At 73.4% G+C, this 22,820-nt stretch carries 19 protein-coding genes; 10 read left to right on the forward strand and 9 right to left on the reverse strand.

Annotated elements, in window-relative coordinates; genetic code table 11:
* Positions 1–150 precede the first annotated feature (150 nt).
* Together FGE12_RS10930 and FGE12_RS10935 are read right to left on the reverse strand one after the other, a co-directional pair.
* Complete coding sequence (locus FGE12_RS10930) at positions 151–1,326, reverse strand: glycosyltransferase (RefSeq protein WP_153866379.1); 1,176 nt, start codon at positions 1,324–1,326, stop codon at positions 151–153.
* The gene (locus tag FGE12_RS10935; protein WP_153866380.1) at positions 1,323–3,443 is read right to left on the reverse strand and encodes an alginate lyase family protein; all 2,121 of its coding nucleotides are present in this window, start codon (positions 3,441–3,443) and stop codon (positions 1,323–1,325) included. Before FGE12_RS10935 ends, FGE12_RS10930 begins: the two co-directional genes overlap by 4 nt.
* Positions 3,444–3,618: 175 nt before the next feature.
* Between FGE12_RS10935 and FGE12_RS10940 the strand changes: the two genes are divergently transcribed.
* Positions 3,619–5,970 carry an acyl-CoA dehydrogenase gene (locus FGE12_RS10940; RefSeq protein WP_153866381.1) on the forward strand — a complete coding sequence of 784 codons (2,352 nt, stop codon included), beginning with the start codon at positions 3,619–3,621 and terminating at the stop codon, positions 5,968–5,970.
* A gap of 354 nt (positions 5,971–6,324) precedes the next feature.
* Complete coding sequence (locus FGE12_RS10945; protein WP_370458959.1) at positions 6,325–7,377, forward strand: M35 family metallo-endopeptidase; 1,053 nt, start codon at positions 6,325–6,327, stop codon at positions 7,375–7,377.
* An 85-nt stretch (positions 7,378–7,462) separates the two neighbouring features.
* Here FGE12_RS10945 and FGE12_RS10950 read toward each other — a convergent pair whose 3' ends face one another.
* The 3 genes from FGE12_RS10950 to FGE12_RS10960 all read right to left on the reverse strand — a co-directional run bounded on the left by FGE12_RS10950 (position 7,463) and on the right by FGE12_RS10960 (position 11,067).
* Positions 7,463–7,924 (reverse strand): hypothetical protein, encoded by a 462-nt coding sequence (locus tag FGE12_RS10950; protein ID WP_153866383.1) that lies wholly within the window; start codon positions 7,922–7,924, stop codon positions 7,463–7,465.
* Positions 7,925–8,009: 85 nt separating this feature from the next.
* Positions 8,010–10,094: an ATP-binding domain-containing protein gene (locus tag FGE12_RS10955; protein ID WP_153866384.1), complete on the reverse strand. Its 2,085-nt coding sequence runs from the start codon at positions 10,092–10,094 to the stop codon at positions 8,010–8,012.
* Positions 10,095–10,128: 34 nt separating this feature from the next.
* Positions 10,129–11,067, reverse strand: a complete 939-nt coding sequence (locus tag FGE12_RS10960; RefSeq protein ID WP_153866385.1) for a LysR family transcriptional regulator — start codon at positions 11,065–11,067, stop codon at positions 10,129–10,131.
* Between the two features lie 60 nt (positions 11,068–11,127).
* Here FGE12_RS10960 and FGE12_RS10965 point away from each other — a divergent pair, with 60 nt between their 5' ends.
* From FGE12_RS10965 to FGE12_RS10980, 4 genes are read left to right on the forward strand one after another with little or no spacing between them, the layout of a single operon-like run.
* On the forward strand, positions 11,128–12,366 hold the full coding sequence (locus tag FGE12_RS10965) for an acyl-CoA dehydrogenase family protein (protein ID WP_153866386.1): 1,239 nt from the start codon (positions 11,128–11,130) through the stop codon (positions 12,364–12,366).
* Positions 12,363–13,193, forward strand: a complete 831-nt coding sequence (locus FGE12_RS10970) for an SDR family oxidoreductase (RefSeq protein ID WP_194797792.1) — start codon at positions 12,363–12,365, stop codon at positions 13,191–13,193. Before FGE12_RS10965 ends, FGE12_RS10970 begins: the two co-directional genes overlap by 4 nt.
* Before the next feature lies 1 nt (position 13,194).
* Positions 13,195–14,259 (forward strand): phosphotransferase family protein, encoded by a 1,065-nt coding sequence (locus tag FGE12_RS10975; RefSeq protein ID WP_153866387.1) that lies wholly within the window; start codon positions 13,195–13,197, stop codon positions 14,257–14,259.
* The gene (locus FGE12_RS10980; RefSeq protein WP_153866388.1) at positions 14,260–14,955 is read left to right on the forward strand and encodes a histidine phosphatase family protein; all 696 of its coding nucleotides are present in this window, start codon (positions 14,260–14,262) and stop codon (positions 14,953–14,955) included.
* 25 nt (positions 14,956–14,980) lie between these two features.
* On the opposite strand, the gene FGE12_RS10985 is transcribed toward FGE12_RS10980, so the two are convergent.
* From FGE12_RS10985 to FGE12_RS10995, 3 genes are all read right to left on the reverse strand, one after another.
* Positions 14,981–15,220 carry a hypothetical protein gene (locus FGE12_RS10985; RefSeq protein WP_153866389.1) on the reverse strand — a complete coding sequence of 80 codons (240 nt, stop codon included), beginning with the start codon at positions 15,218–15,220 and terminating at the stop codon, positions 14,981–14,983.
* A gap of 639 nt (positions 15,221–15,859) precedes the next feature.
* Positions 15,860–17,164 (reverse strand): glycoside hydrolase family 2, encoded by a 1,305-nt coding sequence (locus tag FGE12_RS10990; protein ID WP_153866390.1) that lies wholly within the window; start codon positions 17,162–17,164, stop codon positions 15,860–15,862.
* A gap of 9 nt (positions 17,165–17,173) precedes the next feature.
* Positions 17,174–17,551 (reverse strand): VOC family protein, encoded by a 378-nt coding sequence (locus FGE12_RS10995; protein WP_153866391.1) that lies wholly within the window; start codon positions 17,549–17,551, stop codon positions 17,174–17,176.
* 101 nt (positions 17,552–17,652) lie between these two features.
* Here FGE12_RS10995 and FGE12_RS11000 point away from each other — a divergent pair, with 101 nt between their 5' ends.
* The 4 genes from FGE12_RS11000 (at position 17,653) to FGE12_RS11015 (ending at position 21,345) form a co-directional block, all read left to right on the forward strand.
* Complete coding sequence (locus FGE12_RS11000) at positions 17,653–19,029, forward strand: cytochrome P450 (RefSeq protein WP_153866392.1); 1,377 nt, start codon at positions 17,653–17,655, stop codon at positions 19,027–19,029.
* Positions 19,026–19,847: a PfkB family carbohydrate kinase gene (locus tag FGE12_RS11005; protein ID WP_153866393.1), complete on the forward strand. Its 822-nt coding sequence runs from the start codon at positions 19,026–19,028 to the stop codon at positions 19,845–19,847. The genes FGE12_RS11000 and FGE12_RS11005 overlap by 4 nt, the downstream gene beginning before the upstream one ends.
* A gap of 48 nt (positions 19,848–19,895) precedes the next feature.
* Positions 19,896–20,636: a 1-acyl-sn-glycerol-3-phosphate acyltransferase gene (locus FGE12_RS11010; protein ID WP_228530740.1), complete on the forward strand. Its 741-nt coding sequence runs from the start codon at positions 19,896–19,898 to the stop codon at positions 20,634–20,636.
* Between the two features lie 157 nt (positions 20,637–20,793).
* Positions 20,794–21,345: a hypothetical protein gene (locus tag FGE12_RS11015; protein ID WP_153866394.1), complete on the forward strand. Its 552-nt coding sequence runs from the start codon at positions 20,794–20,796 to the stop codon at positions 21,343–21,345.
* Here FGE12_RS11015 and FGE12_RS11020 read toward each other — a convergent pair.
* Entirely contained in the window at positions 21,342–22,805 is a 1,464-nt protein-coding gene (locus tag FGE12_RS11020) for a cell wall metabolism sensor histidine kinase WalK (protein WP_153866395.1), read from the reverse strand. The genes FGE12_RS11015 and FGE12_RS11020 overlap by 4 nt on opposite strands.
* Between the last annotated feature and the right edge of the window lie 15 nt (positions 22,806–22,820).

The following is a 22,820-nucleotide window of genomic DNA, read 5'->3' on the forward strand; positions in this document are numbered from 1 at the left end:
CCGAAGCCCAAACGCAAGAAGCGCCGCGTGCCCCACGCCCAGTACCTGCGACAGGTCGCCACCTCCCGCGTCCTCGCCGCCGGCACCGTCGACTACGTCAAACGATGAGGTTTAAAGGGGTGCTCCCAGGGGGAGAGGGGACAGCTTCGCTCACGTTCCAACTGCAGGCGCGGCGTAGAGGCTCGCGAGCCGCTCGGCGTGGCGCTCCCAGCGGAAGTGGTGCTCCACGTAGTCGCGCCCTGCCTGCCCGAGGCGCTGGCGCAGCCCCGCGTCCCCGAGCAACTGCAGCACCGCGCGGGCGAAGCCCTCGGGGTCGTCGCGCACGAGCAGGTCGCGCCCGTCCACGCCATTCACCCCACGGTTCGCGATGGCCGAGGACACCACGGGGGTCCCCACCGCCATCGCCTCCAGCACCTTGTTCTGGATGCCCGAGCCCGAGCGCATCGGGCACACCGCCACGCTCGCGTCGCGCAGCGCCTCGCCCATGTCCGCGACCGGCCCCGTCACCTCCACGTCGCGCGAGGCGAGCGCCCGCACGCGCTCGCTCGGCGCCATCCCCACCACGCGGAAGAGCACCCCGGGACGCACCGCGCGCAGCCGGGGCATCACCTCGTGCGCGAACCAGAGCACCGCCTCCTCGTTGGGCTGGTAGCCCATGTTCCCGGTGAAGATGAGCGTGTCCGCGCGCCGCCCCTCCGCCCCCTGGAAGCGGAAGGCATCCACGTCCACGCCGTTCGGAATCACCGAGGCCGCGTCCTCCCCGAACAGCCGCTGGTCCGCGGGCGAGGACACCACCAGGTTCGTGCGACGGCTCACCACGTTGCGCTCGTAGTCGCGCACCCGCCGGTACTCGAGCTCGTACGCGAGCCGCTTCACCCCGCGCACCTGCGTCCTCCGTCCCTCCAGGTTCAGGGTGAGCGAGTCGATGAGATCCAGTACCACCGGCGTGTCCTGCACCCCCTCCACGTACGGCAGCATCCGCATCAGGGTGACGTGGATGGCGTCGAAGCGGTGCTCGCGCCGCAGCGCCTCCAGCCGCCCCTGGAACGCCTCCGAGTGGTGGTAGCGGACCTGGAGCGGCAGGCGCGAGAGCAGTCCCACGCCCAGGTTGCGCAGGACCTGGAGGCGGCTGAGCGGCACCACCTCCACGCGCTCGCACAGGCGCTGCACGTGCGCGAGGTGCTCGGGCGCCACCGGCCGGTCCGCCATGCTCAGGAGCGTGATGGCGTGCTCGCGCCCCAGGGTGCGCAGCTGGTGATACGCGCGCAGCACGTCCCCCTTGTGCGGCGGATAGGGAAAGCGCGGCGTGAGGAAGAGCAGCCTCATGGCATGCTCCTTCGCGCGAGCGAGGTGGCGGAGAAGAGCAGCACCGCCCCCAGCTGCACGGGCGCGCGCAGGTGCCCGCGCGCGACCACCACCTGCGCGTTGCCCAGCTCGCCGTAGCCCGCGCTGTACAGCCCCGCCTCCACCCCCACCGTGAGCTCCGGCGTGAAGAGCATCACCGCCTCCAGCCGCCGCTCGCGCCACAGCTCCACCGCGTCCGGGCCGTAGCCCTGCGGCGCCCCCGGAACGTCGCAGGCACGCGAGTACTCCGCCCACGTCGCCTGGCGCACCTGCGCGCGCAAGCCGGGCGCGAGGTGGAAGCGCGAGGCCACCGCGTGGCTGCCCTCCCCCTGCAGCGCGTCCACCACCGAGAGCGCCCCCTGCAGCGAGTCCAGGGTGAAGTGGCGCTCCACCTGCAGCGGGCGCTGCAGGCGCAGGTAGCCCTCGTGGCTCGCCGCGAGCCGCAGCACCGTGTCCCCCTCGCTCACGTGGAGCAGGCGCCCGTGCGCGCCCTCCGGCAGGAGGAAGGGCTGCTCGGGGTTCAGCGGCGCCTGCTCCTGTCCGTCCACCTCCAGGGTGTTGTGCGCCGCGGTGCTGCGCAGCGCGTGGCGCAGGCGCAGGTCGCGGGTGTAGGTGCCCGTGCCCGGGTCCACGAGCAGCGGCAGGCCGCGCAGGTGCAGCTCGAAGGAGAGCTGATCGTTGTGGCTGTGCCCGCCGGTGCCGCGCTGCCCCACGGCGCCGGCGCTCACGCACACCAGCGCCTCCTGCCCGCGCAGCACGTGCACCCCGCCGGCGCGCGAGCGGAAGACGCGCGGGCGCCGGGCGCGCTGGCGCAGGCGCGAGAAGTCCTGCAGGCCCCCGGCGCCCAGGAGCCACACCGCCTCGTCCGGCAGTGGCACCCCCGCCTCGCGCAGCCGCTGCGAGCGGAACAGCGCCGCCCCGAAGGGCACCAGGTAGCCGTGGTCCAGGCTCTCGCGCTCCTGCAGCGGCCAGGCGCGCCCCGAGTCGTTGTCCCCCAGCTGCGGCGCCCTGCCCCCCGCGCCGCACCAGGCCTGCACCGCGCGCACCATGCGCCGCAGCCGCAAGGTGTAGCCGAGCCCCAGCAGGCGCCCGGCGGCGCGCGCCGCGAGCAGCCCCAGGGTGAAGAGCTCCACCGAGAGCCGGTGGTAGGGCAGCGAGCCCTCGAAGGACACGCCATCCGGGTGCACCTGGCGCTGCATCTGCTCGCGCAGGCCCCGCGCCGCGAGCGCCCCCCAGCCTCGCGCGCCCGGCAGCCGCGGGAAGAGGGCCGCCACGGTGAGCAGCCCCACGTAGTTGGAGACGAGGTGGTTGTTGGGCACGCTCCACGCGTCCTCGAGGTGCGCCTCCACGTACGCGCAGTGGTGCACGAGCGCCTGCAGCGCACGGGTGAGGAAGGCGGGCGCGCGCACGCAGGCCGCGTCCGAGAACATCCACAGCGCCTGGGCGAGGTTCGCCGCGCGCAGGGCCACGTCCATGGGGCAGGCCCACTGCACGCCCTCACCCACGGGGCAGGCGTCGAGGAACTCGTGCACCCAGGCGCAGAAGCCCTCGGCGTAGGCCTCGCGCAGCCGCTCGTCGCGGGCCACCCAGTAGCCCTGGCCCAGCGCCACCACGAAGTCCAGGCGCCCCAGCGCCCAGGGGAGCTTGGGGTCCGAGCCGGGCACCCGCAGCCGCAGCGCGCGCGCCGGAACGCGCGGGTAGAGGTGGCCGCTGAGGGGGTCGCGGTGCCAGGCGTCCAGGTCCCCCACGGCAATCGCGTATTCGCGCCCGAAGAGCCGCACCCGGCGCGCGAGCGCCGCGTCCGCCCGGGCGAGCGCGCGCACGCAGGCGCCGGGCAGCAGCGCGAGCGCCTCCACCGTGTCCGCGCGCCGGGCCACGTCGCACCAGGCCAGGACGCTGCGGCGCGCGAAGGCCACCTCGGCGAGCGCGTGGGGCCCCGCGGCCCCCAGCGCCTGCAGCAGCCGCTCGGGGCTCACCCCGGCGCTGTTGGTGTGCAGGGACTGGCGCGCGCTGCGGTACGCGCGCCGGGCGGCCAGGGCCGCCAGCTCGCCGGGCGACAGCTGCCCGGCCACCTCGAAGTAGCGCCTCAGCGTCCCCATGTTCCGCGCCCCTCCCCGACCCGGCGTAGGCGCCTGAGGTAGGGGTCCCGGCGTGCGGACACCACCTGCCCCTGGGCGCTACGCGAGTGACCTGCAGGCGCCTTCCCACCTTGCGCGCGCAGGCGCGGGTGCCAAAGCTCAGGCGGTCGCCGACCCGTCCCGGAGGACGTCCCCCATGTCCGCAGCTGCACCCTCCCCCTCCCCGTCCGCCCAGGAGCTGCTCGCGCAAGGGCCGCTCGCGCCGCTGCTGCCGATGCTCTACGTGGCCTGGGCGGACGGCACCCTGAGCGCCGAGGAGCTGGACTCCGTGCGCGAGCTCGCGCGCGCCCAGCCCTGGCTCGGCGAGGAGGCACGGGGGGCGCTCGCGCGGTGGCTGGACCCGCGCTCTCCGCCGGACGCGCGCGCGCTCGCCCAGCTGCGCCGCCACCTGAAGGCGCGCATGGCCGCGGACGCTGCGGCCCCCGGTGCCTCGAGCGACCTGGCGAGCCTCGGGGCGCAGCTCTCCGGCGCGCCGCCCGAGCTGCTGCCCGCGCTCGGGCAGGTGCAGCGCGCGCTCGGGCTGCAGGGCCCCGAGTCCACGCGCCTGCTGCTGCCGCGCCCGGGCGTGAAGGCCCGCCCGCAGCGCCCCGCCGCCTCCTTCGACGCTTCCCAGCTGCGCGCGCTGCTCTCGCGCACCTACCCCGAGGTGCGCGAGCGGGTGCGCCGGCTGCTCGAGCGCGAGGACTTCCGCTACGTGGACGAGCGCGACACGGGCGCCTACCGCGAGCAGGTGCTCTCCTGGCTGCGCGCGCTGGGGGACGCGGGGCTCGGGCGGCTCGCCTTCCCCAGCCTGGGGGAGGCGCAGGACCTGGGCGCCTTCATCACCGCCTTCGAGACGCTCGCGCTCTTCGACTTGAGCCTCACCGTGAAGGCGGGCGTGCAGTTCGGGCTCTTCGGCGGCAGCGTCTACTTCCTCGGCACCGAGCGCCACCACGCGCTCCTTCCCGCCATTGCATCGGTGCAGCTGCCGGGCGCCTTCGCGATGAGCGAGCTGGGCCACGGCTCCAACGTGCGCGACCTGCGCACGCTCGCGCGCTACGAGCCCGCGACGCAGGAGTTCGTCGTCCACACCCCGGACGAGAGCGCGCGCAAGGAGTGGATCGGCAACGCGGCGGCGCACGGGCGCATGGCCACGGTGTTCGCGCAGCTGGAGGTGGGCGGCGAGCAGCACGGCGTGCACGCGCTGCTGGTGCCCCTGCGCGACGAGGGCGGCCGGCCCCTTCCGGGCGTCCGCATCGAGGACTGCGGGCGCAAGATGGGGCTCAACGGCGTGGACAACGGGCGCCTCTGGTTCGACCAGGTGCGCGTGCCGCGCGAGAACCTGCTCGACCGCTTCGCCCAGGTGAGCCCCGAGGGCGAGTACACGAGCGCCATCGCCAGCACCTCCAAGCGCTTCTTCACCATGCTGGGCACGCTGGTGGCGGGCCGGGTGAGCGTGGCGCACGCGGCCAACAGCGTGGCCAAGAGCGCGCTCACCATCGCGCTGCGCTACGCGGACACGCGCCGCCAGTTCGGCCCCGCGCAGGCGCCCCAGGGCCCCGAGGGCGCGCAGCTCACGGAGGCGCCCGCGGAGGTGCGGCTGCTGGACTACCCCACGCACCAGCTGCGGCTGCTCGTCCCGCTCGCGCGCACCTACGGGCTGGACTTCGCCCTCAAGCACCTGGTGGCGCGCTACGTCGCGCGCACGGAGAAGGACGCCCAGGAGGTGGAGGGGCTCGCGGCAGGGCTCAAGGCCTACGCCTCCTCCTTCGCCACCCAGGCAGTGCAGACGGCGCGCGAGGCGTGCGGCGGCCAGGGCTACCTCGTGAGCAACCGGCTGCCCTCGCTCAAGGCGGACTCGGACATCTTCACCACCTTCGAGGGCGACAACACGGTGCTCCTGCAGCTCGTCGCCAAGGGGCTGCTCACCGGCTACCGGCAGCAGTTCGAGGACGACCGGGTGGGCAGCCTCGTGCGCCTGGTGCTGGAGCGCGCCGCCACGGCCGTCACGGACCGCAACCCCATCGCGGCCAGGCGCACCGGCAGCGAGCACCTGCGCGACGGCGCCTTCCACCTGCGCGCGCTGCGCTACCGCGAGCAGGACCTGCTCGCCTCCGTCGCCGCGCGCCTGCGCAAGCGCCTGGGCGACGGGATGGAGGCCTTCGAGGCCTTCAACCAGGTGCAGCCCCACCTCGTCGCGCTCGCGCACGCGCACGTGGAGCGCGTGGTGCTCGAGCAGTTCCAGCAGGGCGTGGAGGCGCTCGAGCAGGGCCCGGTGCGCGCCGTGCTCTCGCGGCTGTGCGACCTCTACGCGCTGAGCTGCCTCGAGGCCGCGAGCGGCTGGTTCCTCGCCCACGACTACCTGGAGGCGGGCAAGTGGAAGGCGGTGCGCAGCGAGGTGGAGCGCCTGTGCGCGGAGCTCGCCCCGGACGCGGTCGCCCTCACGGACGCCTTCGGCATCCCGGACACCGCGCTCGCCGCACCCATCGCCTTCGGCGCCGCGGGCTGACGCGATCCAAGACAGCCCGACTGTCCCTGCCCTGACTTCGGACAGAGGACACTTGCGGCGCAAGTCCGCAGTCTTCTTCGCCCCAGGCGCCGGGACGTAAACGCCCTTTGCGTTTCGCCTGTCGAACGGGGGAGCCGCGCCGCTCCACAGTCCACCACCCGACATTCCAACCCCCTGCGTCCCCGTGCACGGGTCCCCGTGCACCCTGGCCCCGCCCTTGCTCAAGGCAGCGCCCGCGCGCCGCTTTCACCCCCTCGGGTCCTCTGGTCGCAGCACCGGCGCGCATCCCCAGAAAAGGAAGGTCGCTTCATGCGCAGCCCTCGTCTCAGCTTCGTGGTTGGGTGCCTCGTTGGCGTGTCTCTCCTCGGTGCGTGCGGTGCACCGGCGGACGGTGAGCAGGACGCGGTCGTCTCGGACGACGCGCAGGAGCTCGACGCGAGCGCCCTCGAGGCGAGCGTGTCCGCGGCGAAGAGCAGCATGGCGATGAGCGAGCAGGCGCTCGTCACGGTGACGCTGCGCAACGCGGGCTCCCACGCGGTGCGCGTGCTGCGCTGGAACACCCCCGCCGAGGGCGTGAAGGACTCGCTCTTCGCCGTCTCGCGCGACGGCCAGCCGGTGGAGTACCTCGGCGCGCACTACAAGCGCCCGGCGCCCACGGCGGGCGACTACCTGCGCATCGCGCCCGGTGAGAGCCTGACCTCCACCGTGGACCTCGCGAGCGTGTACGACCTGTCCGAGACGGGCAGCTACAGCGTGCGCTTCGACCTCTCGGGCGCGCACGACTCCGAGGGCCGCGTCTCCGCGCTGCGCTCCAACGACCTCACCCTGTGGGTGGAGGGCCGCCAGAGCGGTCCGCAGCTCGAGAGCGATGGCCAGGTGCACGAGCTGTTCGGCACCACCAGCTACGCGGCCAACTGCAGCAGCACCCGCCGCAGCAGCCTCTCCTCTGCCCTCAGCCAGGCGAGCAGCTACGCGAACAACTCGGTGAGCTACCTCAACGGCACGCCCGGCTCGAAGCCGCGCTACGTGACCTGGTTCGGCGCCTACACGAGCACCAACTGGAGCACCGCGCGCACGCACTTCACCAACATCAAGAGCACGATCGACACGAAGAACATCGCGTTCGACTGCGGCTGCACGGACAGCGCCTACGCCTACGTGTACCCGACCCAGCCGTACCGCATCTACCTGTGCAGCGCCTTCTGGAGCGCGCCGATGTCCGGCACGGACTCCAAGGGCGGCACGCTGATCCACGAGATCAGCCACTTCAACGTGGTGGCCGCGACCGATGACCGCGCCTACGGCCAGACCGCTGCGAAGAACCTCGCGAAGAGCAGCCCCTCGGGCGCGCTCGACAACGCGGACAGCCACGAGTACTTCGCCGAGAACAACCCCTTCCAGAACTAGTCCGGGGGGCAACTCGGCCGAAGAACAGCGGGGGTGGGCGCCGAGCGGCTCCCACCCCCGTCGTGCTTCTTGCGCAGACCGCGGGCTACTTCGTCTCGACGGCGAGCACCATCCAGCGCTCGGTCGCGTGGTCCACGCGCACGTTGGTGGCGCCGGCCTCCTGCAGCTGGCCGACGATCTGCTCGAGGAACTGCAGCTGCTCGGGCGCCGCGTCGATGAAGAGGTTCTTCACCTTCGCGCCCTTGGCGGCCTTGGGCGCCTTGGGAGCGGGCGCGGGGGAGGCGGCGCTGCTGCTCGCGGCGCCGGCATCCGCCGAGCGGGTGAGCGCGGCGACCACGTCGTCCGCAGAGGCGCCGGTGGGGCCGTTGGCGGCCTCCGCCTGGGCCTGCTCGCGCAGCTCGTTGAGGGTCTTGGGGTTGAGGCTCGCGCCGAAGCGGGCCTTGTACGCCGCGAGCGCGTCCGCGCGGCTGAGCTCGGGCTGCTCGCGGAACAGCTCGAGCACGTAGGCGTGACGCTCCTGCGTCTGATCCTGGGAGATGCGGGCCATGGGAGAGGGTCCTGGGTGAAGAGGGGCGCGCAAGGTAGCGGCATGGGCTGACGCTGGGAAGAGGCGCGCGGTGTGCGCCCTGCCCTCACCCGAAGAGTCGCGACCGCAGGCCGCTGCTCACGACCCACAGCTGATGCGACGCACGCGTCACCGCCACGTGCAGCTTGCGGCGCGCCTCGGCCGTTTGCGGGTAGGCGCGGGCCGTCGCGTCCGGGAGGATGACGTAGTCCCACTCCAGGCCCTTCACGTCGTCCACGTCCGTCACGTCCACGCCCGGCTCGAAGGTGAACTGCCCGTTCACCACGCGGCGCACCCCGGGCATGTCCTGCACGACGCGGTAGAAGGCGTCCGCGCTCTCGCGGCTCGCGGCGATGACGGCCACGGCCGCGCGCGGCTCGCGCTCGAGCAGGTCGCGAAGCGCGTCGCGCAGGAAGAGCTGCGCGGGGTCCTCGTCCGGGAAGTGGTGGAAGCCCACCGGCACGCCCTCGCGCGCAGGGGCCTGGGCGCTCGCCGGCGCCTGCTCTCCGAGCACCTTGCGCGCCACCTCCACGATGGGCCGCGGGCAGCGGTAGGACACCTGCAGCCGGCACAGCTCCGCGTCCGGCACGCCCAGCGTCTGCAGCACCGCGGGCCAGCCGGCGAAGTCCGTGCTGGTCTGCTGCATCTCGTCCCCCGCGATGGTGCAGCTGCGGTCCTCGCCCAGGAGCCTGCCCAGCACGTACAGCTCGAAGACGCTGAAGTCCTCGGTCTCGTCGAGCACCAGGTGCGCGATGCGCTCGAGCGGCAGCGCCTGGCGCTCGGCCTTGAGCGCCATGAGGATGGGCAGGTCGTCCAGGTCCAGGGTGCCCGCGAGCTCGTCCGGGGTGTCCTCGGCGATGCTCTTGCCGTCCACGGTGATGAGCGCCTCGGGGTCGATGCCCCGGTGCTCCACGTCCAGGGGCGTGCGCAGCTGCGCCATGGTGTGGCGCACGGTCTCGTCCACGGCCGTGCGCGGCAGCTCTCCGCCGCTCGCCGCCACCACCTCGAGCAGGAAGGGCCGGTCCGTATAGGCCTCGGCGAGGCGGCGGCGCAGCCCCGGGAGCCCCAGCCCCTGGCCCTTGAGCACGCCGAGCCGCCGCTGCAGCGCGGGGCGCAGCGCGGGGTGGCGCTTGAGGCGGCTGACGAGCGCGGGCGTGTCCCAGTACACCTTGAGCTTCTGCACCCCGAAGACGGCGCGCGCGGCGTCGTAGGCCCAGGTGCCCAGCGTCTTCACCGGCACCTTCTCCAGCTCCAGCGGCGCGAGCAGCCGGCGCGCGAGCCGGGCGAGCCCCTCCTCGGGCACCACCACCTGCAGCCGGTGCCGCCCGGCCTGGCTCTTCTCCCCCGCCGCGAGCTTCGCGAGCCGGTGCAGCGCCACCGTCGTCTTGCCGCTGCCCGCGCTGCCCAGCACCAGCAGCGGCCGGTCCGCCTCCACGCTGAGGGCCGCGTACTGCTGCGGGTCGAGCAGCGCCGTGATGTCGAAGCGCGCGGCGTGGTGCGGGCCCCCGAGCCCCACCCCCAGCGCCCCGGGGCGCACCGCCGTGCCCGCCCCGCCCGCGAGCGCGCTGCCCGCGCCCACGTCCCGCCACTGCCCGTCCACCTTCTCGAGCCGCAAGGCGCCGGCGCTGATGCGGGTGAGCACCCCGCGCTCGATGACCACCAGCCGGCGCACCTCCACCGTGCCCTCGCTCAGCCGGTCGCCGAACCACTCCTCGTACGCGTCCCCCGCGTCGTAGTTGTAGAAGACGCGCGCGAGTGGGGCGGTGCGCCAGTCGATGACCCGGATGTCCGCGCTCGCGTCGGTGAACGAGCCGCGCCCGAGGAGGAAGTCGCGCGAGCCCGCGGCGGTGTGCAGCTTCAGGTGCGCGAAGTAGGGGGCCACCGCGTCCGGCAGCGCGTCCGCCCCGGCGCGCTCGACCACGGCGCGCGCCATGTCCAGCTGGAAGAAGAGGTGGGGCAGGTCCGCGGTGCTCGCGGTCGTGGCCTCCTCGCGCAGCGCCGCCAGCTCCTCGGCGAGCCCCGGCACCGCCTGCGCCCCGCGCGCGCGGCGGCGCGCGGCGGCCAGCGCGGCGAGCGTGCGGGCGAGCAGCGTCTCCTCCTCGACCACGATGCGCTGGGCCTCGGCCGACAGCCCCTCTGTGCTCTGGGTCATGAAGAGGCAAAGGTGCCCTCGGGACCCGCACATTTCAACGTCCTGTGGACCCCCGCTGCACTTTCCTGTCTCCGGCCGCTGCGAGCAGCTCCTGCCGCAGCCAGCGCGAGCGCGGGTCCTCCTCCGCCTGCCGGTGCCAGTACAGGTGCAGCTCCACCGGGGGGAGCGGCAGGGGCAAGGGCAGCAGGTGGTTGCCCAGCGCGGCGCCGAGCGAGGCCGCCCGGTGGCGCGGCACGGTGAGCAGCAGGTCCGAGTCCGCCACCAGCCGGAAGGCGGCCTCGTAGTGCTGGCAGCGCACGGCGACGTCCCGCTGGTGCCCTTGGCGGCTGAGCATCAGGTCCTCCACCGCGAGCCCCGTGGGGCGGCTGGACACCGTCACGTGGCGCGCCGCGAGGTAGGCGGCCGGGGTGAGCCGACGCTTGCGGCCGCTCACCACGCAGAAGGCGTCGCGCACCAGCACCCGGTGCGCGACTTCCGGCGCCACCGGCTGGGCCACGTCCACTGCCAGGTCCACCCGGCCCGAGGCGAGGTCCCGGGCGAGCCGCGTGCGCTCCAGCCGCACGCTGGAGAGCCGGGCTCCCGGGGCGCGAGCGGCGAGGGCCTTGGCGAAGGGGGGCAGCACGCTGGGCTCCAGCTCATCGTGCATGGCGAGCGTCACCTGCCCCAGGTCCTGCGCCGGGTCGAAGTGGGCCGCCCCCTGCAGCGCGCCCTGCAGCAGCGCGAGCCCCTCGCGCACCCGGGGCGCGAGCCGCTCGGCGAGCGGGGTGGGCGCGACGCCTCTTCCCTCGCGCACGAAGAGCGGGCCCCCGAAGGCCTCGCGCAGCCGCGCGAGCGCGTGGCTCACGGCGGACGGGGTGAGGAAGAGGCGCTCGGCGGCGCGGGTGAGGTTGCGCTCGCGGTAGACCACGTCGAAGGCGCGCAGCAGGTTCAGGTCCAGGGCCTGCAGGCTCGGTGTCTTGTGAAGCGCGTTCATGGTTCACCCTGACGCACTTTCATTGGCTTCATCAAGGGGCGCGGGAGCAGGATCCTCCCCATGAACTTCGAGCCCAGCGAGAGGTCCCGCAGCTACCGCGAGCGGGTGCGCCGCTTCATCGACGAGTACATCCTTCCGGTGGAGATGGAGGTGCTGAAGGAGCAGCACGCGCAAGGGCCCGACTGGCGGACGTGGAAGGTGCCCGCGAAGGTGCGCGAGCTCAAGGCGCGCGCGAAGGCGGAGGGGCTGTGGAACCTCTTCCTGCCGGACGCCGCTCTCTCCCCCGGCCTCACCACGCTCGAGTACGCGCCGGTGGCCGAGGAGATGGGGCGCAGCCTGCTCGCCCCGGAGATCTTCAACTGCAACGCGCCGGACACCGGGAACATGGAGGTGCTCTGGAAGTACGGCTCGGAGGCGCAGAAGGCGCGCTGGCTCACGCCGCTGCTCGCGGGCGACATCCGCTCGGTGTTCTGCATGACCGAGCCGGAGGTGGCCTCCTCGGACGCGACGAACATGCAGGCCACGGCCGTGCTCGAGGGCGACGAGGTGGTGCTGCGCGGGCGCAAGTGGTGGAGCACGGGCCTCGGCCACCCGGACGCGAAGGTGGCCATCTTCATGGCGCGCACGCCCAACGAGAGCGCGGGGCGCCACGGCCAGCACTCCATGGTGCTGGTGCCGCTGGACGCGAAGGGCGTGAACATCCGCCGCATGCTGGCGGTGTACGGCGAGTACGACCCGCCCTATGGCCACGGCGAGGTGGAGTTCGACGACGTGCGCGTGCCGCGCGAGAACGTCATCGCGGGGCTGGGCCAGGGCTTCGAGATCGCGCAGGGCCGGCTCGGCCCCGGGCGCATCCACCACTGCATGCGCTGCCTCGGCGCGGCCGAGCGGGCGCTCGGGCTGATGGTGGACCGGGCCATGGGCCGCGCCGCCTTCGGCAAGCCGCTGATGAACCTGGGCGGCAACCGCGAGCGGCTCGCCGAGGCGCGCATCGCGATCGACCAGGCGCGCCTGCTCACCCTCTACGCCGCGTGGAAGCTGGACGAGGAGGGCCCGCTGGGCGCGATGACCGAGATCTCCGCCATCAAGGTGGTGGCCCCCAACGTGCTGCAGCAGGTGGTGGACGACGCCATCCAGCTGCACGGCGGCGCGGGGCTGAGCCACGACACACCCCTCACCGGCTTCTATGCCCAGGCGCGCTCGCTGCGGCTCGCGGACGGCCCGGACGAGGTGCACAAGGGGCTCATCGCCCGCATCGAGCTGGCCAAGCGCGGCCACGGCGGCAGGAGGGGCGAGTGAAGCCCGGGCGCCTCTTCGTCACCGGCGGCGCGAGCGGGCTGGGGCGCGCCATCGCCCTGCGCTTCGCGCGCGCGGGCTTCAAGGTGTGCATCGGGGACCTCCACGAGCAGCGCGGCGCGCAGGTGGAGCGCGAGCTGGGCGCGGACGGCCTCTTCCTGCGCTGCGACGTGCGCAAGGAAGAGGACCTGCGCCGCGTGGCCCAGACGCTCGAGCAGCGCTGGGGCGGCGTGGACGTGGTGGTGAACAACGCCGGGGTGGCCGGCGCAGGCGCCATCGAGGACCTGCCGCTCGAGGACTGGCAGTGGATCATCGACATCAACCTGCTGGGCGTGGTGCGCGGCTGCCGCGTCTTCACGCCCCTGCTCAAGCGCCAGGGCGCGGGGCACATCGTCAATGTGGCCTCGATGGCCGGCCTGATGGATGTGCCCCTGATGAGCAGCTACAACGCGACCAAGGCGGCCGTGGTCTCGCTCTCGGAGACCCTGGACAACGAGCTCGCGGACGCAGGCATCGGCGTGAGCGTGGTGTGCCCCTCCTTCTTCCGCACCAACCTGCACGAGTCCATGCGCACGAAGGACCCGGGGCTCGCTGCGGCGATGAACAAGCTGCTGGACCGCTCGCCCATCACCGCGGAGGACATCGCGGAGCGCATCTTCCGCGCGGTGGAGCGCAAGGAGTTCTACGTGCTGCCCCACGCCGACGGGCGCGCCGCGTGGCGCCTCAAGCGCCTGCTGCCGCGCGGCGCCTACACCGCCATCATCCGCAAGCAGCTGCGCAAGCTGCAGGCGGCCGCCATGGGCTCCCCGGCTCCGAAGGAGAACGCCTGAGATGAGCACCCGCAGCGCGGAAGGAGCGCAGCGCCCCGGTGAGGCGCTGGACGTGGGCGCGGTGGACGCGTGGCTCAAGGGCCAGGTGACGGGCCTCGAGGGCACGCCCGAGGTGACCCAGTACTCGGGCGGCGCGAGCAACTGGACCTACCGGCTGCACTACCCTGGCCACGACTACGTGCTGCGCCGCCCGCCCGCGGGCACCAAGGCCAAGAGCGCGCACGACATGGCGCGCGAGTTCACGGTGCAGCGCGCGCTGAAGCCCGCCTTCCCCGCGGTGCCCACCATGGTGGCGCTGTGCCAGGACGCGTCCGTCATCGGCGCGGACTTCTACGTGATGGAGCGCGTGCCCGGGCTCATCCCGCGCGCGCGCATGCCCGAGGCCCTGCGCCTCTCGCCCGCGCAGAACCGCCAGCTCTGCCTCAACGTGGTGGACAAATTGGTGGAGCTGCACCGCGTGGACGCAAAGGCGGTGGGGCTCGAGTCCCTGGGCCGTGGCCCGGGCTACCCGCGCCGGCAGATCGAGGGCTGGAGCGATCGCTACGACAAGGCGCACACCTGGAACGTGCCGCGCTTCGGCTACGTGCGCGACTGGCTGCGCGCGCACATCCCCGAGGACATCGCCACCTGCGTCATCCACAACGACTGGCGCCTGGACAACGTGGTGCTGAGCGAAGAGGACCCCACGCGCGTGGTGGGGGTGCTCGACTGGGAGATGGCCACGCTCGGCGACCCGCTGATGGACCTGGGCAACGCGCTCGCCTACTGGGTGCAGGCGGACGACGACTTCCTCATGCGCGCCATGCGCCGCCAGCCCACGCACCTGCCCGGCATGCTGCGGCGCGAGGAGGTGGTGGCGCGCTACCTCGAGCGCACGGGCCTCAAGCCCGCCAACTGGACCTTCTACGAAGTGTACGGCCTGTTCCGTCTCGCCGTCATCGCGCAGCAGATCTACTACCGCTACCACCACAAGCAGACGCGCAACCCGGCCTTCAAGAACTTCTGGGTGCTCATCCACTACCTGCAGTGGCGCTGCCGCAAGCTCATCAAGAAGGCGGGGGGCTAGATGGCCGTCATCCTCCTCGTGCGCCACGGGCAGGCCTCCTTCGGCGCGAAGGACTACGACGCGCTGAGCGAGCGCGGGCTCGAGCAGGCGCGCGTGCTGGGCAGCGCGCTGAAGGAGCGCCTCCCCGCGCTGGACGCCGTGCTCACGGGCACGATGCGGCGCCACCGCCAGACGGCCGAGGCGTGCCTCGCGTCCCTCCCCCACGCACCCGCCCCGCGGGCGCTCGCGGGCTTCGACGAGTTCGACCACCAGGAGGTGCTCGCGCGCCACACGGCGCGCTACGCGGACCCCACGGTGATGGGCGCGGAGCTGATGGGCACGGCGGACCCGCGCCGCGCGTTCCAGGAGCTGTTCACCCACGCGGTGGCGCGCTGGGTGTCCGGCGCGCACGACTCGGACTACCGCGAGAGCTGGGCGGCGTTTCGCGCGCGCTCGCTCGCTGCGCTGGACGAGGCCGTGGGCGCGCTGGGCCCTGCGCGCACGGTGCTCGTGTTCACCTCGGGCGGGGTCATCTCCGCCATCGTGCAGTCGCTGCTGCAGCTGCCGGATGCGTCGGCGTTCCGGGTGAACTGGGCGCTCGCCAACTGCGGCCTCACCAAGGTGGTGTGCGGCTCGAGCGGCCGGCACCTCTCCACGCTCAACGAGCACGCCCACTTCGAGCGGCCCGAGCACCGCGCGCTGCTCACCTACCGCTGAGGGCTGTGGCCGCCGGGCCGCACCGTCAACGGCAGTGGGGAGGGTTGCCGCGTCCGGAAGCGCATCCCACCACGAGCGCTCGGCATCCCTCGACGCGCCACTGCCCCGGGTGGTGCCGCAGCCGATAGGAGCGGCGCTCGGCGTCGATCGAGTCGTCCTCGAGGCCGCCGCGCACGATGTCCAGCGTCCCGCTGTCGCCATCGGCAGTGAGGCGCAGCTGCGTACGCCGCGCGCCCACGCCGTGCGAGACCAGGGCCTCTGCCACGAGCCACTCGACGCCCGCCGTGGTGTCGCATGCAGTGGCCCCCTCCGCAGCGAACGCATCCGGCCACAGGCTCCCCTCCGCGGGACGCAGGGCCAGTCCGATGCAATTGCCGAGGAGGAGGGACGCTAGGCACGCTCTCAGCGCACTGTGTCGCTTCTTTGCGGGAACCATGCCTGATGAAGATGCAAGGTTCGGACCACTCGGTACAGGTCGCAGCCCTGCGAGTGGATGGCGCTCAGCGAGAGAATCGCTCTTGCCAGAAGAGGGGGCGGGCAGGACGGAAGTGCTTCGCCCTCGCCCAGCGCGCGGGGGCCCCGGCCTGCGCGCCGCTCCGGGGATACACAGAGGGGGGTGTCAAGCCGAGTGCTGTGCGGAGCTAACGACAAACCTCGGGAGGTTTGAAAAGTCCCGAGGTTTGTAGCGTCGCACCGACCTGCCCCCGCTGAGCCCGCACGAGTGTGCTTTTCGGTGACCGCAACGCGGAGGACTTCGAGACGCATCGCCTGACTCAAACAGGCTCGCTCCCGAGGCTCCCCCGGAGCGCCGCGCAGGCCGGCGCCCCCTTGCGCTCGGCGCAGGCGACACGAACCCGTCCCGTCCGTCTCCCTTCCGAGCGCTGCGACAAGGACCGCGAGGCGCTCACGCCGCGCGCGCGTTCCCAGGCCTCTCGAGCGGCGCTTCCTTTGGCCCCAGGGTCCGCTCGATCAGGATGGCGAGCAGCGGGATGACGATCACATAGAGGTACTGCGTCCGCGCCACGCCGATGCCGAAGGGGAACCAGATGCCCGGCACGCCGAGCGGATCGAGCAACTCGCTGCCGAAGAGGGTGGCCATGATCGAGACCAGCGTGGCGAGCGCCAGGGTCCGCATCGAGCCGCTGCGAACGATGCGCGCGGCGAGCACGACGAACAGCGCGAGCGACCCGAGCCGGCAGACACTCGTCCAGGTCGCCGAGGGAGTGAGGGCGCCGATGATCCCAGCGACCGCCAGCACCACAGCCGCCACATCGACGCTGCGCCACGGAGGCAGGCACCAACGGTTCCAGGCCAGCACCCAGGCGGCGAAGGTCGGCACCCACATCACCGACGCCAGCCATCCATAAGTGGTCAGGCTCTGCAGGTCCGTCCACGCGACGATCGCATTGTTGCTGCGCCGGGCGGCCGTGAGCGCGAGCGCGATGCAGGCGAAGACCAGGAAGCCCTTGCGGCTGCTGCGCGCCCCATACCCGAGCGCCAGCCCGATGAGGGCCAGCATCGCGAGGGGCTCGACGGCATCGGCGATGTAACCCGCGATGGTCCGCTGCCATTGCGCGCGATGGAGCGCATCGCTCACGGGCCGCGGAGCCAGGAAGGGCGCGGTGTGCAGGCCGCCGCCGTCCGCGCTGCCCCCGGAGCCGGGAAGCATGTAGGCGCGGATGGCGAGCACGCCGCGGGTGCCTGCCGCGTCGGCGGGGAGGGCGAAGCGCAGCGGCCGCGTGCCGACGAGGCGCGGGTGCGGACCGAGCCGGCCCGAGCCACCGAGCAGCTGGCCGTTCCAGTACAGCTCATAGCCGTCCTCGACGAGCGTCGGCCCGAGGATGTCCCACGAGGCGCTTCCCGCAGGCACCGTCACCGCGCGCCGGTACCAGGCGTAGCCGTGGTAGCCGGGGTGACCGTGCGCCATCCATCCGCCCACGTAATCGGGCAGGCCCACGTCGCCGTCGTGGCTGCCGGGCGGCGCCGTCAGTTCGACCGTCTCCCAGCCGCTGTCGTCCCACGTGGCGCTCGCCCAGCGCGGGTCGTCACCGGTGCGGAACCGCCAGGAGCCGTCGAGCAGCGTGGCGGCGGCGCGCAGCGGCTGCGGGTCGGCGCGGCCACCGATGGCCAGGTCGGCCGTCACGATGACCAGGGTCACCGTCGCCACGATGAGGATCCCGACGATCCGTCTGCGCTGTGTCGCATCCATCGCCAGCCCTCACGGCCACTCGTTCGCCTTGCCGTCGAGCGGCCCGCGCTGCGGATTGATGACGCAGAAGCGCTGTCCGGTCGGCGCCTCCATCACCCACCAGCGCTTCACGAAGCCGATGCGCTTGGCCCCCAGCTTCTCGAGCCGCGCGACCTCCGCCTCCAGGTCATCCGACTCGATGTCCAGGTGGATGCGGCTGCCGTGCCCCACCTTCTGCACGAGCAAGAGCGGCTCGGTGTCCTCCGCCTCGAGCCCGCGGTAGTTCGGGTCCGCGGGGTCCGCGGGCACCTCCTTGCGCCCGAGCGCAGCGCTCCAGAAGCGGGTGGCCGCTTCCAGGTCCTCCACCTGGCAGTCGATGACGAAGTTGCTCAGCCTGCTGCGGTGCATGGCGCCTCCAGAGAGTGCAAGAGGGCACCGACGCTGGCGCGTGGGGGACGACGCTGTCCAGTCGCGCAGCAGGTTGCCCGCAGCCGTGTTAGCTCCCTGTCATGGACCTGCCCTCCCCCACTCCGCAGCCCGCACGCCGTCCGCCGGGCCCGCGCGGCGCCCCGCTGCTGGGCTGCCTGCGCGAGATGCAGAAGGACCCGCTCACCTTCCTCGTGAGCCAGGCGCGCGCGCACGGGGACGTGGTGCAGTTCCCCATCGGCCCGCGGCGCATCACGCTGCTCGTGGGCCCGGACGCCATCCGCCACGTGCTGCAGGACAACGCGCGCGGCTACGACAAGCAGACGCCGGGCTTCAACGTGGTGCGCGAGCTGCTCGGCCAGGGGCTGCTCACGAGCGAGGGGGACTTCTGGCTGCGCCAGCGCCGGCTCGCGCAGCCCGCCTTCCACCGCCAGCGCCTCGCGAGCTTCGCGCACACCATGGCATCCGAGGCCCAGACGCTCGCCGAGGCGCTGCTGCAGCGCCGCGGCCAGGGCCCCTTCGACGTGGCCGAGGGCCTGAGCCGGCTCGCGCTGCGCGTCGCGAGCCTCACCCTGTTCGGCGCGGAGATGGATGAGGAGGCCGCGGAGGTGGGGCGCGTGCTGCCGGAGATGCAGGAGCTGGCGAACGCGCGGATCATGAACCCGCTCTCGCCGCCGCGCGCGCTGCCCACGCCGGGCAACCGCCGCGCCGACCGGGCCATCGCCACGCTGGACCGCGTGGTGCACGGCATCATCGCCGAGCGCCGCAAGCAGGGCGCGGACGCGCGCGCGGACCTGCTCAGCCTCTTGATGGAGGCGCAGGACGCGGACACCGGCGAGCGCATGAGCGACGTGCAGCTGCGCGACGAGGTGATGACGCTGCTGCTCGCCGGGCACGAGACGAGCGCGAGCGGGCTCACCTGGGCGGTGGCGCTGCTCAGCCGCCACCCGGACGTGCGCCGCAGGCTGCAGCAGGAGGCCGCGGAGGTGTGCGCGGGCGGGAGACTGCCGGGCGTGGAGGACCTGCCCAGGCTCGCGTACACGCGGCGCGTGGTGGACGAGGTGCTGCGCCTCTTCCCGCCGGCGTGGATCTTCTCGCGCTCGGCGATCGCGGCGGACACGGTGGCGGGCTACGCGCTGCCCGCGCGCAGCCTCGTGCTGCTCAGCCCCTACGTGACGCACCGCCACCCGGGCCTCTGGGACAACCCCGAGGGCTTCGACCCGGAGCGGTTCCTTCCCGAGCGCGAGAGGGAGCGGCCGCGCTTCGCGTACTTCCCGTTCGGCGGCGGCCCGCGCCTGTGCATCGGCAACCAGTTCGCCCTGATGGAGATGGTGCTGGTGCTCGCCACGCTCGCCACGCGCGTGCGCCTGGACCTCGAGCCCGGGCGCCCCTTCTTCCCCGGCCCCGCCATCACGCTGCGGCCGCGTCCCGGCGTGTGGGTGACCGCGAGGGAGGCATGAGCGCGCAGGTGCTGCTCGTGGGCCACTACTGCCACGACCGGCTGCAGCGCGCGGAGGGCGAGCGCCACACGCTGGGAGGCTCCGCGGCCTACGTGTCGCGCGTGCTCGCGGCGGCCGGCGTCGAGCACAAAGTGGCCGGCCTCGTGGGCGAGGACTTCCGCTACGCGCACGAGGTGCTGCACCCCGCGCAGGTACAGGGCCCGCACACCACCGAGTTCGTCGCCCGCTTCGACGGCGAGGCGCGCACGCTGACGCTCGGCCACGTGGCGCCGCCGGTGAGCGCCGCCCAGGTGCGGGCGCTGGGAAGCGCGCCCCTGGGGCTCGCCTGCGGCATCGCGGGAGAGGTCCTGCCCGAGGCGCTCGAGGCGCTGCTCGGCGCGTGCGAGCGCGTGCTGGTGGATGCGCAGGCGCTGGTGCGCGAGCGCGGCCCCGCGGGCGAGGTGCGCCAACGCCGGCTCGAGGGCACGGCCTACGCGCCCCTGCTCGCGCGCGTGCACGTGCTCAAGGCGAGCGAGGAGGAGGCAGCGCTGCTCGACCTCGAGCGCCTGCGCGCGCGCAGCTGCGTGGTGGTGACGCGCGGAGAGCGCGGCTGCACGGTCCTGGAGGGCACGGCCGTGCACGAGGTGGCGGCGCCGCGCGTGCAGGCCGTGGACCCCACCGGCGCCGGGGACTGCTTCCTCGCGGGCTTTGCGCTGGGGCTCCTGCGTGGGCTCCCTCCTCGCGCGTGCGCAGAGCTCGCCTGCCGCTTCGGCGCGCAGGCAGTGACGCAGGTGGGGGTGCCCCGCCTGGATGCGGCGGCGGTGCAACGGCTGCTGTGAAAAATGCTGGCGCAGGGGCGCCCGAGTGCGCGATGGGTTGAGGCCGCGATGCTCCGCCAGCTGCTGCCCTCCCTCTTCTCTCCCCTCTCCCTGCTGCCCGAAGGCCCGCGGCGCGCCGTGGTGCGCCGCCTCCTGGACCGGGTCTGGGGCCACTACGCAGACATCCACGTGGAGGGGCTCTCGGAGGTGCCGGCGGACCCCGTGCTCTACGTCTGCAACCACCTCTCCAACGCGGACGGCCTCACCCTGCAGCGCGCGCTGCGGCCGCGCCGCGCGTGGTTCCTCGCGGGCGTGAAGCTGCAGCAGACCGCGATGACCCGGCTCGCCACCGAGACCGTGGACACCATCTTCATCCGCCCCGGCTCCCCGGACATCGAGGCGCTGCGCCGCAGCGTGGACACGCTGAAGGAGGGGCGAAGCGTGCTGGTGTTCCCCGAAGGGGGCCGCAGCCGCACCGCCAGCCTCATGCGCGCACAGAAGGGCGTGGCGCTCATCGCGCAGCGCGCCGGCGTGCCCATCGTGCCCATGGCCGTCACCGGCACCGAGAAGCTGATGCCCATCGACGACACGAACATGGGCGGCGAGCGCCTCTACCGCGCGCGCATCGACGTGAAGTTCGGCGCCCCGCTGCAGCTCGAGGCGCTCAAGGCCGAGGTGGAGGCCCAGGGCGCCGAGGACCCGCGCCAAGCGCTCGTGGACGCCGTGATGCGCCGCGTGGCCCGGCTGCTGCCCCCCTCCTACCGCGGCGTCTACGCGGACGAGGGGCCCGACGCGCAGGCTGGCGCGTAGGCGCAACGGGCGCGGTGGTCGTACCTGCGCCCCGCACCCACCTCACCCCACCGCCCGCAGGGCAGTGCGTCATTTGCAGCTGCTGTGGATTTGCACCCGCACAGCAATAAGCCTCATGATTCGTCCCCACACCCTGCACTTCTCTCTGGGAGGGGTCATGCGCCTCACGTTCGGACTCATCGTTTCGCTCCTCTTCGCCGCTGCCGGGTGCACCCCGTCGGACTCGCCCGCCAGCGCGTACGCTGCGTTCCGTGACGCCGTGCAGAAGCGCGACGGCGAGGCCGCCTGGGCCATGCACTCCACGCAGGGCGCCATGGCGTACGACGCCATGCTGCGGCCGCTGCTCAAGGAGCAGAAGCTCACCGCGTACGCGGCCACGACCATGTCGGTGCCGCCCGAGAAGTTCGGCGCCTTCAACGGCCACGACTTCTACGTCACCGCGATCAAGAAGGCCGACCTGCTCAGCTCGCGCGGCTTCCCCTACGCGGTGCACAACGTGGTGGGCACGCTCGGCGACGTCACCCTGATCGGCGACGACAAGGCCACCGCCCCGCTGCGCCTGCCCAACCAGGAGCTGCGCGAGGTGGACTTCCTGCGCGAGGACGGCAAGTGGAAGATCCACGCCGTGCGCGACCCGAGCAAGAACCCGCTCGCGCGCTGGGAGAACGTCCCCAGCTCCTCCGCCGTCGCCACCAACTCCGCGCGCTAGCCGCGCGGCAGGTGCGCCGTCACGGTGGTGCCCGCGTCCCGGGAGGAGCGCACCTCGATGCGCCCCCCGTGGGCCCGCACCACCTGGTCGCTGATGTAGAGGCCCAGCCCCAGCCCCGCCGCGTACGCGCCCTCCGCCGCGTCCTCGCCGCCCGCGCGGCGGAAGGGCTCGAAGAGGTGCGGCAGCAGCTCCGCGGGAATCGGCTCCCCGCCGTTGTGCACGAGCAGGCGCACCTCGCCGTCTGACTCCCCATCTGCGTCCTCATCCGCTTCCACGGTGACGCGCACCTCGCCCTGCGCGGGGCTGTACTTGAGCGCGTTGGCGAGCAGGTTGCCCACCACCTGCTCGAGCCGGTCGCGGTCCCACTGCCCGCGGGCGTGTGCGCAGCACTCGAGCTGCACGCTGCGGCCCGGGTGGCTCGCCTGCAGCTCCTCCACCGCGCCGCGCACGAGCGTGCACAGGTCCACCGGCGCGCGCACGAGCGGGAGCTGCCCGCCCAGCCGCGCCCGCGCGAAGTCCAGCAGCTGGCGGATCATGCGCTGCATGCGCCCGGTGGCCTGGGTGAGCCGCGCCTCGTGCTGCGGGTAGGCCGCGAAGGCGCCGAGCCTTCCGAGCTGCTGCACCGTCATGGAGACGGCGTTGAGCGGGTTTCGCAGGTCGTGGCCGAGGATGCCGATGAACTGCTCGCGGAACTCCTCCGCGCGCCGCTGCTCGGTCACGTCGCGGCTGATGACGATCATCGCCTCGACCTGGCCGTCCTCGCCGAGCGCCGGGGACATGAGGTACTCGGTGTAGCGCGGCCCCAGCGCCGAGCCCGGGCGCGGAAGCCTCGCGCGCCCGCGCAGCACGGCCCGGCTCTCGTAGGCCTGGTCCAGGTCGCGCGCGAAGGACTCGAGCGACGCCGGATCCAGCGGCAGCTCGCGCGCGGTGCGGCCCAGCAGCGCGTCCAGCGGCACGCCCGGGCGCCCCGCGGCGGACGGGTTGAGGAAGACGAGCCGGCGATCGCGGTCGTAGATGCTGAAGGCATCCGCCGCCGAGGCGAGCGCCGCGTCCAGCAGCTGCGCGCGCCGCGTGAGCTCGCTCGCGAGCACCCGCGCCTTCGCCTCCGCGCTTCCCAGGCGCACCAGCGTGCGCACCAGCGCGAGCAGCGGCCCCGCCCCCAGCGGCGGCGCCAGCACGGCGTCCGCGCCCGCGGGCGGCGGCGCCTCGAGCGCGGCCGCGTCCACCAGCGCGAGCCGCGGCGGCGCGCCCGGGGCCGTGAGCAGCGCGCGCGCCGCCCCGGGGGCGCCCCCCCGCAGGTCCAGCAGCAGGAGCGCCGCCTCCCCGAGCAGCGCCTGCACGGCTGGACCGGGAGCGGCCGCGTCCACGGCGTAGCCTGCCGGCTGCAGCACCGCGCGCAGCTGCGCGAGCAGGGCGGCATCGTCGCTGACGCACAGGAGGCGCGGGGAGGGGTCCGCCATCGAAATCCAAGGATA

Source organism: Aggregicoccus sp. 17bor-14 (assembly GCF_009659535.1).
In the GTDB taxonomy this organism is placed as follows: Bacteria; Myxococcota; Myxococcia; order Myxococcales; family Myxococcaceae; genus Aggregicoccus.

Coding starts and splice junctions, on each gene's coding strand:
- FGE12_RS11020 (WP_153866395.1), bottom strand. CDS start 22,805: ATGGCGGACCCCTCCCCGCGCCTCCTGTGCGTCAGCGACGATGCCGCC.
- FGE12_RS10950 (WP_153866383.1), bottom strand. CDS start 7,924: ATGGCCCGCATCTCCCAGGATCAGACGCAGGAGCGTCACGCCTACGTG.
- FGE12_RS11015 (WP_153866394.1), top strand. CDS start 20,794: ATGCGCCTCACGTTCGGACTCATCGTTTCGCTCCTCTTCGCCGCTGCC.
- FGE12_RS10935 (WP_153866380.1), bottom strand. CDS start 3,443: ATGGGGACGCTGAGGCGCTACTTCGAGGTGGCCGGGCAGCTGTCGCCC.
- FGE12_RS11000 (WP_153866392.1), top strand. CDS start 17,653: ATGGACCTGCCCTCCCCCACTCCGCAGCCCGCACGCCGTCCGCCGGGC.
- FGE12_RS10930 (WP_153866379.1), bottom strand. CDS start 1,326: ATGAGGCTGCTCTTCCTCACGCCGCGCTTTCCCTATCCGCCGCACAAG.
- FGE12_RS11010 (WP_228530740.1), top strand. CDS start 19,896: ATGCTCCGCCAGCTGCTGCCCTCCCTCTTCTCTCCCCTCTCCCTGCTG.
- FGE12_RS10965 (WP_153866386.1), top strand. CDS start 11,128: ATGAACTTCGAGCCCAGCGAGAGGTCCCGCAGCTACCGCGAGCGGGTG.
- FGE12_RS10975 (WP_153866387.1), top strand. CDS start 13,195: ATGAGCACCCGCAGCGCGGAAGGAGCGCAGCGCCCCGGTGAGGCGCTG.
- FGE12_RS10955 (WP_153866384.1), bottom strand. CDS start 10,094: ATGACCCAGAGCACAGAGGGGCTGTCGGCCGAGGCCCAGCGCATCGTG.
- FGE12_RS10940 (WP_153866381.1), top strand. CDS start 3,619: ATGTCCGCAGCTGCACCCTCCCCCTCCCCGTCCGCCCAGGAGCTGCTC.
- FGE12_RS11005 (WP_153866393.1), top strand. CDS start 19,026: ATGAGCGCGCAGGTGCTGCTCGTGGGCCACTACTGCCACGACCGGCTG.
- FGE12_RS10960 (WP_153866385.1), bottom strand. CDS start 11,067: ATGAACGCGCTTCACAAGACACCGAGCCTGCAGGCCCTGGACCTGAAC.
- FGE12_RS10980 (WP_153866388.1), top strand. CDS start 14,260: ATGGCCGTCATCCTCCTCGTGCGCCACGGGCAGGCCTCCTTCGGCGCG.
- FGE12_RS10995 (WP_153866391.1), bottom strand. CDS start 17,551: ATGCACCGCAGCAGGCTGAGCAACTTCGTCATCGACTGCCAGGTGGAG.
- FGE12_RS10990 (WP_153866390.1), bottom strand. CDS start 17,164: ATGGATGCGACACAGCGCAGACGGATCGTCGGGATCCTCATCGTGGCG.